The sequence below is a fragment of the Streptomyces sp. NPDC003635 genome, from assembly GCF_053587635.1.
Genome location: NZ_JBSFOK010000017.1, coordinates 95,506 through 111,196, shown reverse-complemented (window position 1 = coordinate 111,196; position 15,691 = coordinate 95,506). Strand labels below are relative to the sequence as shown.

The following is a 15,691-nucleotide window of genomic DNA, read 5'->3' as shown; positions in this document are numbered from 1 at the left end:
GAGCGCAGCGGCGGTCGGCCGCAAGGAGGCCGAGTGCTCCTGCGTCATGACGACGCTCTGGCTGTCGCACTTCGGCACGGCCCACGGCCGCCCAAAATTTCCCGGTGGGGCCGTCCGGACAGCAGGACGCCCCTCTGCGCCGCAACCCCGACACCGGCGACAGCGGTCTCACTCGGCCGGCCTCTCGTTGATCAGGGAGCCCTGCCGCAGCCAGCGGACGAACGCGAAAGCCCACGTCGCGAAGAGCAGGAGCAACAAGATGAGCGCCAGCAGCCAGGGGGCGGGGCGGGACCAACCGGTGAGGAGGGCGATGACGGAAGCCATGACCAGAACCGCTTGCACCGACTTGTATGCGGCGGGGTAGCGGTCGTAGTCCGCAAGGGTGGGCAGGAGCACCACCGTAGTGAGCAGCATGACGGCCACGGAGCCACCCATCAGCCAGCTCACGGCGACCGGGGTCCGGGGATCGGTGGCGTGCTCCACCAGCCCGACCATGCCCGCACCGGCAGTCGCCACGGCCATGGTCAGCGGCAGGTGGGTGAAGATCCACGTCGCGAGGGAGTGGCCGGTCTCACGGGGCAGCCGTCGCGACACCAGGTCCGCGTAGTTCCACCAGAAGCCGAAACCGATCGCGAGCCCGAGCAGGCCCGTCGTCGTCACGAGCGGGCTGCGTTCGGTGTCGGTCAGGCCGTTCACGACACCGATGACGACTTCGCCGAGCACGATGATGATGAACAGCCCGAAGCGCTCGACCATGGTGTCGGTCACCACGTCGTAACTCGGCCGGCTGCGCCAGAAGATGAGAATGACGCACTCCACGCCGCACCACGCGACGACGAACACCGCCCACACCACGAGACGGACGTCGGCCGACAGCGGTACGGATACCGCGACCACGATGATGCCCGCGACCATGGCGATCAGATAGCGCCGGGGCGTCCTGCGCAGTTCCGGTCGGTCCTGGCGGTACACGGAGTACCACTGGTAACTCAGCAGGGCCAGCAGCAACGCGTAGAGCGCCGCCAGAGTCCGGCCGTCGTCGCCGTCGGCGTGACCGACGTAGACCGCCATGAGGGACAGCAGCAGCATCTGCACGAAGATCAGCGAGCGGGTGTGACCGTCTTCGCGGCCGTGCAGTTCGTAGAAGAGTGTGCCGTTCACCCAGGCGATCCAGATGAGCCCGAAGACCACTGCGAATGTCGCTGTGCCTTTCCAGGAGAGGTCCTCCGCGAGTGTGTGGGCCGCCTGACCGATCAGGACGACGTAGACGAGGTCGTAGAAGAGCTCCAGGAAGCTGACGCTGCGACCGGTGTCCACCTCACCGTGGCGCCGCGGAGGCCGGAACAGCCATCGGCGGGTACCGGTGCCCAGGGGGACCGCCTTCGGCGCGGCGGGACGGGCTTCGTGGGCGCTGTCAGACATGCGAGGCTCCTGCGGGACGCGGCCGAACGGGTGGCGGATGGACACGACGGCTGCGCCGCCGCGGGCACGCGCACCCCGCTCCAGCCTCCGTGACCACGGCTGCGAGCGCATTGTGGCGGCAGTCGCGTGTCGATCATGCGAATGGCTGCCCGGAACCGTCGGCCCGCGCCCACCGGCATAGGCCATCCGGGTCACCGGGATGGTCGTTGGGTGGGCCTTCGGGCGCCCTTTAAGCATCCACGATCACTTCACACGGCCGCCGGCCCGGCTTCCGTATGCCGCGAACCAATGGAGCATCTGGAGGTCCGTCACGGCGCCCTGACCCACCACATCGCTGACACGTGCGCCCTGCAGGAGCCGTTTGACGGGGACTTCGAGCTTCTTCCCGGTCAGTGTGCGGGGCACGGCGGGCACTCGTACGATCACGTCCGGCACATGGCGTGGGGACAGCCGCTGCCTGATGGCCGCCGTGATCCGCTCCCGCAGCGGGCCGTCGAGTTCACCGCCGAGGTCCGCGTCGTCCGCCGTCACGACGAACAGCGGCATGAAGTAGCCCCCGTCGGGCTGTTCCACCCCCACGACAAGACTGTCCGTGATGCCGGGCAGTTGCTCCACCACCGCGTAGATGTCGGCCGAACCCATGCGCACCCCACTGCGGTTGAGCGTGGAGTCGGAACGTCCGGACACGACTACCGAGAGGTCTTCCCCCACCGTCACCCAGCCGCCGTGCCGCCACACTCCCGGATAGGTGTCGAAGTAGCTCGCCCGGTAGCGCACGTCACCGGGGTCCTGGACGAAGCGCAGCGGCATGGACGGCATCGGGGCGGTCACCACGAGCTCGCCCTGCTCGCCGGTCACGGGTCGGCCCGACTCGTCCCAGGCGGCCAGTGCCACGCCGAGCGCCGGTCCCTGGATGCGGCCGGCGCGGACGGGAAGGAGCGGGGAGCCACCCGCGAGCACGGAGCAGATGTCGGTGCCGCCGCAGATCGACTGGAGCCATGTCCCGGGGGCCAGCCGTTCGCTCACCCACCGCCAGGTGCCGGTCGCCATGGCCGAGCCCGTCTGGAGGACCGAGCGCACGGCACTGAGATCGCACTCGGCCGCCGGGTGCAGGCCGGACTTCTCCACGGCCGCGAGGTAGGCGGCGCCCACCCCGACCATGGTCGCGCCGGTCCGTTCGGCGACGTGCCAGGCTCCGGCGGCGTCGGGGCGCGTGGGACTGCCGTCGTACAGGACGATCGTGCTGCCGTGCAGGAGGCCGCCGACGAGGAAGTTCCACACCATCCAGCTCGTGGAGGTGACGAACAGGAACCGGTCGTCGGGACGCAGGTCGGCGCCGAGTCCCAGTGCCTTCAGCAGTTCGACGACGATGCCGCCGTGCCCGTGCACGATCCCCTTGGGGACCCCGGTGGTTCCGGAGGACCAGAGGATCCACAGCGGGTGGTCGAAGGGCACGTCCTCGAAGACCGGCGCTCCGTCGGTGGACGGCAGCGCGGACCAGGCGTGCACGGTGACGTCGGGTCGCACAAGCCATCCGTCCGTCTGCGGCGGGAGGATTGTGTCGACGGCCAGGAGATGGCGGACCGTGGGCAGGCCGTCCAACAGCTCGGTGACCGTGGAGCGTCTGTCGTGGTCCTTGCCTCCGTAGTGGTAGCCGTCCGCCGCGACGAGGACCTTCGGCCGGGCCTGCCGCAGCCGCGCGAGCACGCTCGGGGTGCCGAAGTCGGGTGAGCAGACAGTCCACACGGCCCCGACCGCGGCGGTGGCGAGAAGGGCCACCACCGCCTGCGGGAGGTTCGTGAGGTACCCGGCGACGCAATCGCCGGGCTGTACGTCCATCCGGCGCAGCGCGTCGGACACGGCCGCCACCTCGCGGCGCAGCCGGTCCCAGGACATCTCGGCCGGTTCGCCGCCCTCGGTCACGCTCACCAGGGCCGGACGCTCGTCATTGGCATGGGCGAGGCACCGTTCGGCGAAGTTCAGGCGCGCGCCGGTGAACCAGCGGGCTCCGGGCATGGTCGCGTCGGCCAGCACCTCCTCGAAGCCGGTGACCGCCTCCAGCCCGTAGTACTCCCACACCGCCGACCAGAAAGCGGGCAGATCGGTGGAGCTCCATCGCCACAGCTCGGCGTAGTCGGTGAAGCCCAGGCCGCGGGTCTCGTACAGCCACGCCATGAACAGCGCGACATTGGAGTCCTCGGACTCGCGGGGCCCGGGTGTCCACAGCAGGTCGAGGTCGGGTGTCATCCGCGTTCTCCAGCGGGTGTCGCGCCCGGGGGAAGGGAGACGGCGTTCGACTCCAGCCTGCCCATCAGTTCCTCGGCCAGGAGCCACTCGCCGTGGCCCGAGGCGGGGTTGAGATGGCCGACCGCGCCGAGTTCCACGAGATGGCTGCCCCAGCCGCGGGCCAGTGCGGCGGCGCGCTGCGGTGTGCACAGCGGGTCGTCGGCGCTGGCCGCCACGATGCTCGGGAAGGGCAGCCGCCCGCGGGGCACGGGCGTCCAGCCGTGCCGGGCGAGTTCGGCGGGGGTGGGGTAGCCGTGCGGCAGCGGGGTCTCGAAGTCCGGCGGGGTGGCCAGGAGCGCGCCGCGCACCTGGGCTTTGCGGCGCGCCGCCCAGTGCACCGTGGTGATGACACCCGCGCTGTGGGCCACGAGCAGCAGAGGCCCGTGCAGAGACGCCAGCGTCGCGGCCAGGTTGGCGACCTGGGCGTCCAGGGCGAGCCGCTCGCCCTCCAGCGGGGGAACGGTACGCACGGTACGGCCTGCTTCGGCGAGCCGTTCGGCCAGTCGTGTCTGCCAGTGGTCGGCGACGTGGTCGCGCAGTCCGGGGACGATGACGACGGTGGATTCCGGGGCGGAACTCATGAACCTGTCTCCGACGGTTGCTTGGGCTGCGCCTTCTCCGCCGGAGCGTCGAGGCGGAGGAGGTCGCGGGCGTACCAGCGTCGGCCGATCAGGAAGGCCATGGTGGCGGCGATCGCGACGAGGGGAACGACGCGCAGGGCGCCCAGCAGGCCGACACGGTCGGCGAGCGCGCCCGTGACGGTGGGGCCCGGGGCGAGGCCCAGCAGGCTGTTGGCCAGGGTGAGGGTGGCGAACGCGGTCGCGGCGACGGCGGCGGGCGTCAGGTTCGCCACCATGGCCGCCGCGGGCCCGGCGGAGCCGGCCGACAGCAGGCAGCCCAGCCCCAGGGTCAGCAACTGCGCTGGTCCGGTGGGGAGTTGGAAGGCGATGCTCAGCAGGAGCAGCGAGCCGAGGCTGCAACCGACGGCGACAACCCACTTGCGGCGGGGAGCCGTGGAGCTGACGCGGTCCGAGACGAGCCCGCCGAGGATCATCCCCAGGCCGATGACCAGCGCGAAGCCGCCCGCGGTCGCGCCCGCCTTGGCCGACGCCATGCCGTAGTAGCGGTCGAAGAAGCTCGGCAGCCAGGCCAGGAGCGTGGCGGCGACGAAGAGTTGGAGTCCGCTGCCGACGTAGGCGCTGATCACGGAGACGGAAGAGAACAGTCGGGGCAGCAGGCCGCGCAGCTTTGTGGGCTCCTTGCCGCTGTCCTCGTCGTCGGCGGGCCGCTCGCGGGGAGCGAGCTTGCTTTCCTTGACGACGAAGCCGTACACGGCGGCGAGCACCAGGCCGAAGACGCCCATCACGGCGAACGCCCAGCGCCAGCCGGCCGCCTGGGCCACGGCGCCTCCGATGGCCACGCCGAGCACGGAGCCGAAGGCGCCACCGGCGATGAACGCGCCGGACAGCGTGGCGCGCAGGGTGACGGGGAAGATGCTGAGCACGACGGCGATCCCCACGCTGCCGTACGCGGCTTCGCCGATGCCGACGAACAGACGGCCCATGAACATCTCGCCGTAGTTCGCCGACACGGCGCAGCCCAGGGTGGCCACGCTCCACAGGGTGGCGGCGAGCAGCAGGCTGCGGACCCTGCCCCACCGGTCGGCCATGAGGGACATGGGGAAGGTGAGTACGCCGACTGCCAGGGCCACGACGCCGCTGAGCGATCCCAGGGCGGCGTCGGACAGCAGCCATTCGGCTTTGAGCATGGGGAAGACGGCGTTGAGGACCTGACGGGACATGTAGTCCGAGAGCAGCAGGCCGAAGCTGAGGGCGAAGACCGTCCAGGCATAGCGTCTGGGGACGGGCCAGGCCGACGCGCTCAAGGCCATGGGCTGCGCAGTGGTGTGAAACTCCATTGTCATCACCTCGACTGCTGGGGAAAGGGGCAGGTCAGAAGGGTCTGTCGCCGACGATTCCGGCGCGCTCCATCTTGCGGACGGCGGGCCAGTAGTCCTGGACGGCGTAGTGCTGGGTGGAGCGGTTGTCCCAGATGGCCACGCTGTTGGGGGTCCACCGCCAGCGCACCTGGTACTCGGGGATCGCGGCCTGGCTGATCAGGTAGGTCAGCAGGTGGCTCGCGCCCGGCGCGTAGTCCTGGCCGAAGCGGACGTTCTCGGGTGTGTGGTAGTTGACGAAGTGTGTGGCGAAGGCGTTGACGAAGAGGATCTTCTCGTCCGTCTCGGGGTGGGTGCGCACGACGGGGTGTTCAGCGTCGGGAAACCGTTCCTTCAGTGCGTGGCGCTGCTCCGTGGGCATCACGGCGCCGAAGGTGGCCTCGATGCTGTGCCGGGCGCGCAGGCCCTCGATACGGGCCTTGATGTGGTCGGGGAGCCGCCGGTAGGCCTCCGCCATGTTGACCCAGATCGTGTCGCCGCCGACCGGGGGTGATTCGACGCAGCGCAGTACGGCGCCCATCGAGGGGTTGACCCGCCAGGTGCCGTCCGTGTGCAGGGCGTTCTCGTATTGCTCCGGGGGGCTGTCGAGGTCCTTGTAGATCCGGACGAGTCCGGGGTGGTCGGGGTCGCTGCCGGCGACGGGGTGGTCCTCCAGGGGACCGAAGCGCGAGGCGAAGGCGACATGGTCGGCTCGCGAGAGATCCTGGTCCCGCAGGAAGAGGACCTTGTGCCGCAGCAGCAGGCTCTTGATCTCGGCGAACAGGTCGTCGTCGCGGGCCGCGTCGGCGAGGCTCACCCCGCGCAGTTCGGCTCCGATGGTGCAGGTCAGCGGTTCCACGTCGATCGAGGTGCGCCGCGAGCCGGTAGGCGGGGCGGAGGAGAGGGTGTCGGTCATGAGTGCTCACTCCAGAAGATGGGGAGGAGGGTGCGGTGCTCACAGGGATCCCTGGGCCTGCCCGAAGGCGGGCGGCTCACAGGGTGAAGACGGAGGATCCGGTGGTGCGTCCGGCTTCCAGGTCGCGGTGGGCCTGCACGGCGTCGTCGAGTCCGTAGCGCTGGTTGATCTCGATGGCGATGCGCCCCGAGGAGACGTGCGCGAACAGCTCTCCGGCCAGAACGTCGCGTTCGGCAGGGTCGGCGATGTAGTCGGCGAGAGCGGGCCGGGTGACGAACAGCGAGCCGTGGACGGCGAGTTGCATGGCGTCGATCGGCGGGACGGGGCCGGAAGCGGTGCCGAAGCAGACCAGCAGTCCACGGCGGGCCAGCGAGGCCAGTGAGGCGGCGAAGGTGTCCTTGCCGATACTGTCGAGCACCAGCGGCACACCCGCGCCGTCGGTCAGTTCCCGCACCCGCTCGGCCACGTTCTCGTGCCGGTAGCGGATGACGTGCTCGCATCCGTGTGCGCGGGCGAGCTCCGCCTTCTCCTCGCTGGAGACCGTTCCGATCACACGGATGCCGAGCAGTGCGGCCCACTGGGCCACGATCAGGCCCACGCCGCCGGCGGCGGCGTGCAGCAGGATGGTGTCTCCCTTGCGCAGCGGATGGATCCTGCGCAGGAGGTAGGCCGCCGTCAGGCCGCGCATGGTCATCGCGGCCGCCGTCTCGCACCTGATCTCCTGGGGCAACGGGATCAGGTGCGAGGCGTCCATGACCCGTTCGGTGCTGTACGCGCCGAGCGGGCTGCCGGTGTACGTCACCCGGTCCCCCGTGGCGACGTGCGTGACACCCTCGCCGACCGCCTCCACCACGCCGGCGGCCTCGACCCCGAGTCCGTCGGGCAGCCGGACCGGGTACAGCCCCGTACGGAAGTAGGTGTCGGCGAAGTTGAGGCCGACGGCCTCGTGCCGGATCCGCACCTGGCCCGGCCCGGGGTCGCCGACGGACACCTCCTCCCAGGTGAGGACGTCAGGGCCACCGGTTTCGTAGAAGCGGACGGCATGTGCCACGAGGAACTCCGAGGGGTCGCGGGGTGGGGGAGGGGGGTCAGGCCTGGGCGTCGCGGAGCATGAAGCCGCGCTGCCCCGGACGGCGGTTGGGCACCATGCCGAGGCGGGCGAGGGTCTCGTCGGCGTCGCTGTAGTACTCGCCGAGCCGGTAGATGCGCTTGGCGTCGGCCCCGGTGGCGATGCCCCTGCCGAGTGCCTCGGAGATCTGCACCATCTGCTCGACCTGGGCCACCGACGACATCCGCTCGCCCTTGGCGCGCCACAGGTTGTCCTCGTTGCCGACGCGCACATGCTGGCCGAGGGCGATGGCGACGGCGTTCATCGGAGCCACGGCGCGCATGGAGCTCTCGATGGTCAGCACGGCCCCGTCCGGCACCCGGCGGATGAACTCGACCAGGTCGGCGGGGTGCCGGCCGGCGAAACCACCGCCGATGGCCACGTAGTTGAGGATGAGCGGGCCGGTGTAGACGCCGGCGCGGATCAGCCGCTCGACGGTCTCCAGCTGGGCCAGGTGGGCGAGCTGGAAGTGCGGCTGGATGCCGTTCGCGTGCAGGCGCTTGAGGTGCTCCAGGTAGAACTCCGGGCCGGCCTCCACGACCATGTCGCGGTAGGCCCGGTAGTAATCGGGCTTCGCGATGGAGGTGCCCTCCAGGTCGTCGTCGTTCATGATCTCGACGATGTTCATCTGGCTGGTGTTGATGGCGATGGTCACCTGGTCCGGTGCCGGCGTGAGGTCGGCCAGCAAGTGGCGGGTGTCGTAGGCGAGCCACTTGGCGTCGCCGCCCTCGCCCTCGGGGGCGAAGGAGATGGAGCCGCCGATCTGGAGCACCATGTCCGGCACGGCCTCGCGCAGCCGCCCGAGCAGCTCGTTGAACATGGACATCCGCTTGGAGCCCTTGCCGTCCAGCTCCCGTACGTGGATGTGGAGCACCGTCGCGCCGGCGTTGTGGCAGTCGACGGCCGCCTGCACGTGCTCGTCCATGGTCAGGGGCAGGTCGTCCGCGTCCCCGGGCAGCCACTCGGGGCCGTACGGCGCGGCCTGGATCACCAGCTTCTCCTGGTTCTCCGGGAAGAGGGAGTCGTCGTGGAAGTGCACGGGTGCTTCTCCTTGGCATCGGGAGACGGCTTCACAGAACGGGCGGCGGACGGCCGACACGTCCTGTGGCGATGGCGGCCCGGCTGTGGGGACTGACGGGCCCGGAAGGGGCGGAGGCCGGTTCCGGAGGGAGGTCCCTCAGGGAGTCAGGAAGGGTTCCTCCGGAAGGCCGACCGCCTGCGCGGTGGTGCCAAGGTAGGGCTGACGACGGGCCCCTGCTTTGCCTGTGGTGACAGGTGACTTGTCCATCGGGGACGCACCCGGTGGCGGGGCGGGTGCCGTTGAGGGGGGCGGTGCCGTCCATCGGCCCGCTGCCGGAGGTTTCGGTGTGACGTCCCCTCGCTCTGCAGGGGCACCACCACAGGTGGCGTGGTGCCGTACGACGGCCCGCGCCCCGCCGCTCAGTCTGCGCCGGTCTCCGTCTGACCGGTGCGCGTCTTGCGCCACTGCCGGGGGCTGGTGCCGAACTGCTGGTGGAACCAGCGGGAGAACGCGCTGAGCGAGGAGAACCCCAGCTGGGTGGCGACCTCGGTCAGGGAACGGCTGGGGTTGGCGACGAACTGTTCGGCGAGCGCTCTGCGGATCGTGTTGAGCAGCGACGAGAACGTCTGGCCGGACCGGGCCAGATGGCGGTGCACGGTGCGCCGGTCCACGTCGAGGCTGCGCGCGATCTGTTCGATCGAGCAGCGCCCGGTCGGCAGCAGCGCCTCGATCAGGTCGCGCACGCGGTCGGCCTCGGTGGCCTCCCTGGGAGCGGCGACGGGCTCGAAGTACTGCCGGGTGTAGCTGCGCATTTGCGCGTCGGCCATGGCGTTGGGGGCGTCCAGGTCCTCGGTGTAGAGGACGAGGCCGTTGAAGTCGCAGTCGAACTCCACCACCGGCCCGAACAGACGCCGGTGTGCCGCGCTGCCACTCAGCGCCCGGTGGGTGAAACACACCGACGCAGGCCGCCACAGCGGGCCGAGGAACCCGCACAGCACCCGGTGGAAGGCGCCCACGGCCAGTTCGGTCGCCTGCCGGGCCGGCCGCGGCTCGCCGAGCTCGATGTCGATCTTGAGCGTGGCCACCCCGTGACCTTCCGACAGCCGGGCGTGCAGGACCTCGTTGTAGGTGTGCTGATGGCGGATCAGCAGGGCCAGAGCGTTGCGCACGTCCGGCTCCTCCCGCACCAGCAGGCTGATCGGCCCCAGGTTGGAAAAGCGCCGCCGCTCCGCCAGGAGCAGGCCGAAGTCCTCACGCCCCGAGCGGGCGGCCGACAGCTCCAGCAGGCCCACCACGGCTGTGCCGGAGATCCAGCGGTCCTGGACGGCGAGATCCGCGGTGTCCAGGCCCACGCTCGTCATCAGCGCCCGGGGATCCAGGCCGAGCGAACGGCTCAGCTCGACGTAGCCGTTCAGTGCTGCTGTACGGGCCAGAGGCCTCATGGACACGCTCCAGGGAACGGCAGGGTCCCCAGAAGTTAAGTTTCCCGTCCCTGTACGTCAAGCATGAGGCGCGTCCCTTTCCTAGCATCCCCGTTCTGTGCGGCCCTGCGGCCACGCGGCGAGGGTCCGGCGGCCGACCGCCCGTCCGCCGCGGGGCCGTCCCCGAGCTGCCCGGCTCTCCCCACCTCACGGAGGCGACCATGGCCGAAACCCCGGACGCGACGACCGTGCCGATCACCCCGTTCACCGGTCCCGCCCTGTGGCACGGGCCCGCTGTGGCGGGCCGCGACGACTGGGTCCTGACCCTGTCCGCCGGGCACCAGGAGGAGCTACGTACGGCGGTGCGCACGGTGCGACGGCGTGCCGCGCCCCTGCTGCGGGTGACGGTCGCCGACTTCCCGCTGCCCAGCCTCTCCGCCGTACTCGAGCGCGCCGAAGCGGCACTGACCCGGGGCCGGGGCTTCGTCCTGCTCAGGGGCGTCCCACCGGACCTGCTCGGCGAGGCGGAGGCGGGCATCGTGCTGCACGGGCTCGGACAGTACCTCGGCCAGCCCGTCTCGCAGACGTCCGACGGCCGCACCCTGTGCCACGTCCGGGACTTCGGAGCGGTGCCCAGCGGCAGCGCGCCGCCCGCCTACCGGACCCGGGCGGCGATACGGCTCCACACCGCCGAGTCCGATCTGCTGGGCCTGCTGTGCCTGCGCCCGGCACGTGCGGGCGGGCACACGCTGCTGGCCAGTGCCGCGGCCGTGCACAACGCCGTGCTCGCTGCCCGGCCCGACCTGGCGCGGCACCTGTACCGCACACACCCTTTCGACCGGCAGCCGGAGCAGGACTCCGGCGAGGACACCTCCCTGCTCTCGCCCCTGGTCACCCGGCACGGGGACAGACCCAGCATGCGCTACGACCGTGACCGCCTGGCCGGCGGGTTCCGCGCCGGTGAGCCGGGCAGAGTCGGGGACATCGACGGAGAGCCGGGCGGAGTCGGAGGCGTCGACAACGAGCCGGGCAGGGCCGGGGACGTCGACAGTGAGCTGTACACGCTCATCGACACCGCGGCCGCCTCCCCCGCCGTACGGCTCGAACTGCACCTGGGCCCCGGAGACCTCCTGCTCCTCGACAACCACGTGGTCCTGCACGGCCGTTCGGCCTACGACGACTTCGACGCCCCGCAGGCGCAACGCCATCTGCTGCGCCTGTGGCTGGCCCGCCCCGACGGCACCACCCCGGACGAACAGGCGACCGGAGCAGCCGAGCGCCCCGCGACCCGCACCGGAGTCGCCCCGCGCGACGTCATCCGCCCCCGGGGCCCAGGCATGGAGCGCCCCGGCCGCGGCTGTCCGCCGCCGCGCGCCGGTCGAGACGAACTGAGGACCCATCCGTCATGACGAACGCCGGCTACCCGTCCAGGTCACGAACCATCCGGCCGCGCCCCGCCGCCGAAAAGCACGGTGTCGCGCTCACCGCCCGGCTCACCGGGTTCGCCGTCCGGCTGCCGGGACTCACCCTCGCCGTGACCGTCGCCCTCGTCGCGACCGCGGCGGGGCGCCTGGCACCGGTCGTCGGCGGGCCCGTGAGCGCGGTCGTCCTCGGGATCCTGGTGGCGGTGGTGGTGCGGCCCGGGCAACGGCTGCGGCCCGGCATCACCCTCGCCGGACGCGGCGTGCTCCAGGCCGCCGTCGTGGTGCTGGGCGCGCAACTCTCCCTGGGCCAGGTGCTGCGGGTCGGCGTCGGCTCACTGCCGGTGATGCTGGGGACCCTCGCGGCGTGTCTTACGGCCGCCTACTGGATCGGGCGCCGCCTCGGTGTCGTAGGCGATCTGCGCACCTTGATAGGGGTGGGCACCGGTATCTGCGGCGCCTCCGCGATCGCGGCGGTCACGCCGGTCATCGGCGCGGCCGAGGCACAGGTGGCCTACGCCATCTCCACGATCTTCGTCTTCAACATCGCGGCGGTGCTGACCTTCCCCGCCGTCGGCCACTTGCTGGGCATGGGCCAGGAGGCGTTCGGCCTGTTCGCCGGCACCGCGATCAACGACATGTCCTCGGTGGTGGCCGCGGCCGCCACCTACGGCGACCCCGCGGCGGACGAGGCGGTGGTGGTCAAACTGGCCCGCACGCTGATGATCATCCCCATCTGCCTCGGCCTCGCCGCGCTCGCCCGCCGCCGCGCGCGGAGGGCCGAGGCACTGTCGGGCGCGACCGGCACGGCGAATGACGCCCACGCGGCAGGCCCCGGCCGCCGTGGCGCCGGCCTGCTGCGCGTCGGTCGGCTGGTGCCGTGGTTCCTTGTCGGCTTCCTCGCTCTGGCGGCCGTGAACACCGCCGGTCTCATCCCCTCCGGCGCCCATGCGCCGCTCAGCGCGCTCGCCGTCTTCCTGATCACCGTGGCCCTGTCCGCGATCGGCCTCTCCACCCAACCCGCCACACTGCGCCGCACCGGCCCGGCGCCCCTGATCCTCGGAGGCTGCCTCTGGCTGGTGGTGACCGCCACCAGCCTGGCCTTCCACTTCCTCGATCTGGCCAGGTGAGGGTCACGGCGCCGTGAGGGTCATGGCGACGGCCTCTTCCGCCCGGAGATGCTCCGAGGCAGACCTCTCGCACGGCACTGATCTCTGGGGTGAGGAGAGTCGACGCCACTGGTGACACGCGGCAGGGGCGGCCCTCCCCGCCACAAGCAGAAGAGAGAGATCGGTGCTCCTGCGGTCGCACTATCAGCCTGTCGCTTCAGCCTGCTGTCAGGACCTCCACGCCGAGCGCCGTGAGCTGCTCGACGACTGGGTGGCGGGGTTCGGTGTCGGTGATCAGGCCGCTGATGTCCTCCCAGGGCAGGACACGAAACCGTGAGGCGGTGCCGATCTTCTCGGACGAGGCGAGGACGTAGGTGTCCGCCGCCCGGGCGGCCAGGGCGCGCTTCATCGCCGCCTCCTCGGCGTCGCCGGTGGTCAGACCCGCTTCCGGGTGAACGCCGGTGACGCCGAGCAGGCACAGGTCGGCGGAGATGTTCTGCGCCGCCTCCACCGCGGCCGCGCCGCAGGCGACCGCCGAGTGCTTGAAGATGCGGCCGCCGAGCAGGAAGACCTCGACGTGCGGCCGGTCCAGCAGTGCGACCGCGACCGTCGTACTGTGGGTGATCGCGGTACAGGCCAGGTCCACCGGGAGCGCGTGCGCGACGGCGAGCGCCGTGGTGCCGCCGTCCAGAATCAGGGCGCTGCCGGGCCGCACCAGCGCGGCGGCCGCTGCGGCGACCTTCCGCTTGCCGTCAGGGGTAACGGCCTGCCGGGCGGCGTAGTCCGCGACGGCGGGCGACACGGGCAGGGCTCCGCCGTAGACCCGTTGGCACAGTCCCTCGGCCGCGAGGTCGCGCAGGTCGCGGCGCACGCTGTCCTCGGAGATGCCCAGTTCGGCGGCGACGTCCTTGGCGACGATCTTGCCCTCGCGAGTGAGCAGGCCCAGCAGGTGATCGCGCCGTTCGGCAGCCAGCATCCGTATTCTCTCCTGTTCTTGCACGTTTCTGCATGTATCGTAGCGTGCCATGACCGACAAGCCGATGCTCATCCTCATTGCCGGGCCCTACCGCTCCGGCACCGACGGCGACCCGCACGCCATGGCCGCCAACCTCGCCCGCCTCGAATCGGCGGCATGGCCGGTCTTCGCCACCGGCCACCTCCCCGTGATCGGCGAGTGGGTCGCTCTGCCGGTGCTGCGCTCAGCCGGCGCGGGCCCCACCGATCCGCTCGCTGACCAGGTTCTCTATCCGACCGCTGAGCGCCTGCTCGCCCACTGCGACGCGGTACTCCGGCTTCCCGGCGAGTCCGCTGGGGCCGATCAGGACGTCGCCACCGCCCGCCGCCGCGGCCTGCCCGTCTACTACTCCGTGGAGGAGATTCCGAGCCGCGTCCCGCAGGAGACCGCGTGAACGCCCGCCCCGGCGTCGACACCCCCGACCACCGCGGCCGCACCGGCCTCAACCGCGCTGGACGCGACCTGGACCGCAATCCCGACGTAGTCGTCCGCGACGTGGAGCTCACCTCTCAGGGCTGGCACGTCCTGCGCCGCACGACCTTCGACTACCGACGCCGCGACGGACGCTGGGTCACCCAACAGCGCGAGACCTACGACCGCGGCGACGGCGCCGTCGTCCTGCCCTTCGACGCCGAGCGCGGACGGGTGCTGCTCACCCGTCAGTTCCGCTACCCGGCCTACGTGAACGACCACCCGGACGGCATGCTCGTCGAGGCCGCGGCCGGGCTGCTCGACGGCGACGACCCGCTCGCTGCCATCCGTCGAGAGAGCGCCGAGGAGCTCGGAGTCACCCTCGGCCCGCTCGCTCACATCCTCGACGCCTACATGAGCCCTGGCTCAGTCACCGAGCGCCTGCACTTCTACGCCGCGGCCTACACTCCGGCCGACCGCACCGGAAACGGTGGCGGGCTGGAGGAGGACGGCGAGGACATTGAAGTCCTTGAACTGGACTTCGCCGACGCCCTCGCCATGATCCGCGACGGGCGCATCACCGACGGCAAGACCATCCTGCTCCTGCAATGGGCTGCCCTGGACGGCCCTTTCGCGCCCGCCGCAGGCACTGGCTGACACTCCCGCCCTCGGCCCACCCCGCTACGGGTGCATGGGCCAACCGGGGCTTGCGCGGCAGCCGGCAGCGAGCTCGGGCTGCGCGACGAACCGACCGCCGTCGAAGCGCATCCGCCACGCACCAGGGGAGTCGCTGTGTGCCGTTGACGGTGCGCCCAGGGCCTGGACGGGCTTGCGGCTGGAACGCGGCATGGTCGGCCTGCGCATCGCCGCCGCGACACGCCCGCTGACCTGGCCGCCCGGATGGCTGATCACGCCCAGGCCAACCCGTGCGGGACCAGGCACCAGACGGCCGGTGGATGCTACTTCTCGCGGGCCGGCCTGCGCCCGGTCGCGGGGCGTTTGTGCCCTTCGGGCATGGGCAGGACGGCCAAGGCGGTGTCGGCGACACTCCGCACCGTCTCCGGGTCCAGACCGGCCTTGCCTACCGCCTCGATGCCGCGGACAACCGTCAGCAGCAGCGCCGCCAACCGCTCCGGATCCGCTGCGCTGTCGATGTCGCCGTGGCGCTGGGCGGCGCTGATCTCCGTCCGCAGCAGACTCAGCAGTGCCTTCATGGTCTCGGCCGACCGTTCCGCGACCACCGGATCGAGCTGGGCCAGTTCCGCCGCGCCCTTGGCCAGCAGGCACCCGCGCTGCTCGGTGTCGGAGGCCGTGTTCTCTGCCATCAGGTGCACGTATTCCGACAGCCGGTCCAGGGCCTCTGCTTCCGGGCCGCCCGCCAGCCGCTCTTCGGCCACCTCGACCACTGCGGTGCACCAGTCGCCGAACACCCGGTGGAACAGCTTGCCCTTGTCGCCGAATGCGCCGTACAGGCTTCCCTTGCCCAGGCCGGTCGCCCGAGCGATGTCGTCCATCCGGGTCCCCGCGTAGCCGGTGGCCCAGAACTGTTCCCGGGTCTGATCCAGGACCTGGCGTTCGTTGAAAGCGCGTGGTCTCGCCATGGTGTGAGCCTAACCATTCTTGAC

Annotated in this window: 14 protein-coding genes; 4 read left to right on the top strand and 10 right to left on the bottom strand. The window is 71.2% G+C overall.

All coding sequences use genetic code 11. The annotated features are described in order from the left end of the window. Nucleotides 1-168: 168 nt before the first annotated feature. From ACWDRW_RS18365 to ACWDRW_RS18330, 8 genes are all read right to left on the bottom strand, one after another. Nucleotides 169-1,422 carry a low temperature requirement protein A gene (locus ACWDRW_RS18365; protein WP_451724344.1) on the bottom strand — a complete coding sequence of 418 codons (1,254 nt, stop codon included), beginning with the start codon at nucleotides 1,420-1,422 and terminating at the stop codon, nucleotides 169-171. A 243-nt stretch (nucleotides 1,423-1,665) separates the two neighbouring features. After that, on the bottom strand, nucleotides 1,666-3,669 hold the full coding sequence (locus tag ACWDRW_RS18360; protein WP_451724343.1) for an acetoacetate--CoA ligase: 2,004 nt from the start codon (nucleotides 3,667-3,669) through the stop codon (nucleotides 1,666-1,668). After that, nucleotides 3,666-4,289, bottom strand: a complete 624-nt coding sequence (locus ACWDRW_RS18355; RefSeq protein ID WP_451724341.1) for an RBBP9/YdeN family alpha/beta hydrolase — start codon at nucleotides 4,287-4,289, stop codon at nucleotides 3,666-3,668. The genes ACWDRW_RS18360 and ACWDRW_RS18355 overlap by 4 nt, the downstream gene beginning before the upstream one ends. Continuing rightward, nucleotides 4,286-5,599, bottom strand: a complete 1,314-nt coding sequence (locus tag ACWDRW_RS18350; RefSeq protein ID WP_451724339.1) for an MFS transporter — start codon at nucleotides 5,597-5,599, stop codon at nucleotides 4,286-4,288. The genes ACWDRW_RS18355 and ACWDRW_RS18350 overlap by 4 nt, the downstream gene beginning before the upstream one ends. Before the next feature lie 61 nt (nucleotides 5,600-5,660). Continuing rightward, the gene (locus ACWDRW_RS18345; RefSeq protein ID WP_451724338.1) at nucleotides 5,661-6,560 is read right to left on the bottom strand and encodes a TauD/TfdA dioxygenase family protein; all 900 of its coding nucleotides are present in this window, start codon (nucleotides 6,558-6,560) and stop codon (nucleotides 5,661-5,663) included. Nucleotides 6,561-6,636: 76 nt separating this feature from the next. After that, nucleotides 6,637-7,611: a quinone oxidoreductase family protein gene (locus tag ACWDRW_RS18340; RefSeq protein WP_451724336.1), complete on the bottom strand. Its 975-nt coding sequence runs from the start codon at nucleotides 7,609-7,611 to the stop codon at nucleotides 6,637-6,639. A gap of 37 nt (nucleotides 7,612-7,648) precedes the next feature. Next, on the bottom strand, nucleotides 7,649-8,707 hold the full coding sequence (locus ACWDRW_RS18335) for a 3-keto-5-aminohexanoate cleavage protein (RefSeq protein ID WP_451724335.1): 1,059 nt from the start codon (nucleotides 8,705-8,707) through the stop codon (nucleotides 7,649-7,651). Between the two features lie 401 nt (nucleotides 8,708-9,108). Next, a complete protein-coding gene (locus tag ACWDRW_RS18330) occupies nucleotides 9,109-10,131 on the bottom strand; it encodes an AraC family transcriptional regulator (RefSeq protein ID WP_451724334.1) in 1,023 nt (340 codons plus the stop codon). Between the two features lie 200 nt (nucleotides 10,132-10,331). Between ACWDRW_RS18330 and ACWDRW_RS18325 the strand changes: the two genes are divergently transcribed. Further along, a complete protein-coding gene (locus ACWDRW_RS18325; RefSeq protein ID WP_451724332.1) occupies nucleotides 10,332-11,519 on the top strand; it encodes a TauD/TfdA family dioxygenase in 1,188 nt (395 codons plus the stop codon). Beyond that, nucleotides 11,516-12,661, top strand: a complete 1,146-nt coding sequence (locus ACWDRW_RS18320) for a YeiH family protein (protein WP_451724330.1) — start codon at nucleotides 11,516-11,518, stop codon at nucleotides 12,659-12,661. Before ACWDRW_RS18325 ends, ACWDRW_RS18320 begins: the two co-directional genes overlap by 4 nt. Before the next feature lie 196 nt (nucleotides 12,662-12,857). Here ACWDRW_RS18320 and ACWDRW_RS18315 read toward each other — a convergent pair whose 3' ends face one another. Further along, nucleotides 12,858-13,616: a DeoR/GlpR family DNA-binding transcription regulator gene (locus tag ACWDRW_RS18315; protein ID WP_451724329.1), complete on the bottom strand. Its 759-nt coding sequence runs from the start codon at nucleotides 13,614-13,616 to the stop codon at nucleotides 12,858-12,860. Nucleotides 13,617-13,665: 49 nt separating this feature from the next. Between ACWDRW_RS18315 and ACWDRW_RS18310 the strand changes: the two genes are divergently transcribed. Together ACWDRW_RS18310 and ACWDRW_RS18305 are read left to right on the top strand one after the other, a co-directional pair. Beyond that, nucleotides 13,666-14,049 carry a DUF4406 domain-containing protein gene (locus ACWDRW_RS18310; protein WP_451724327.1) on the top strand — a complete coding sequence of 128 codons (384 nt, stop codon included), beginning with the start codon at nucleotides 13,666-13,668 and terminating at the stop codon, nucleotides 14,047-14,049. Beyond that, nucleotides 14,046-14,723: an NUDIX domain-containing protein gene (locus tag ACWDRW_RS18305; protein ID WP_451724325.1), complete on the top strand. Its 678-nt coding sequence runs from the start codon at nucleotides 14,046-14,048 to the stop codon at nucleotides 14,721-14,723. The genes ACWDRW_RS18310 and ACWDRW_RS18305 overlap by 4 nt, the downstream gene beginning before the upstream one ends. A 302-nt stretch (nucleotides 14,724-15,025) precedes the next feature. Here ACWDRW_RS18305 and ACWDRW_RS18300 read toward each other — a convergent pair whose 3' ends face one another. Next, a complete protein-coding gene (locus ACWDRW_RS18300) occupies nucleotides 15,026-15,667 on the bottom strand; it encodes a TetR/AcrR family transcriptional regulator (RefSeq protein ID WP_451724324.1) in 642 nt (213 codons plus the stop codon). Nucleotides 15,668-15,691: the final 24 nt, after the last annotated feature.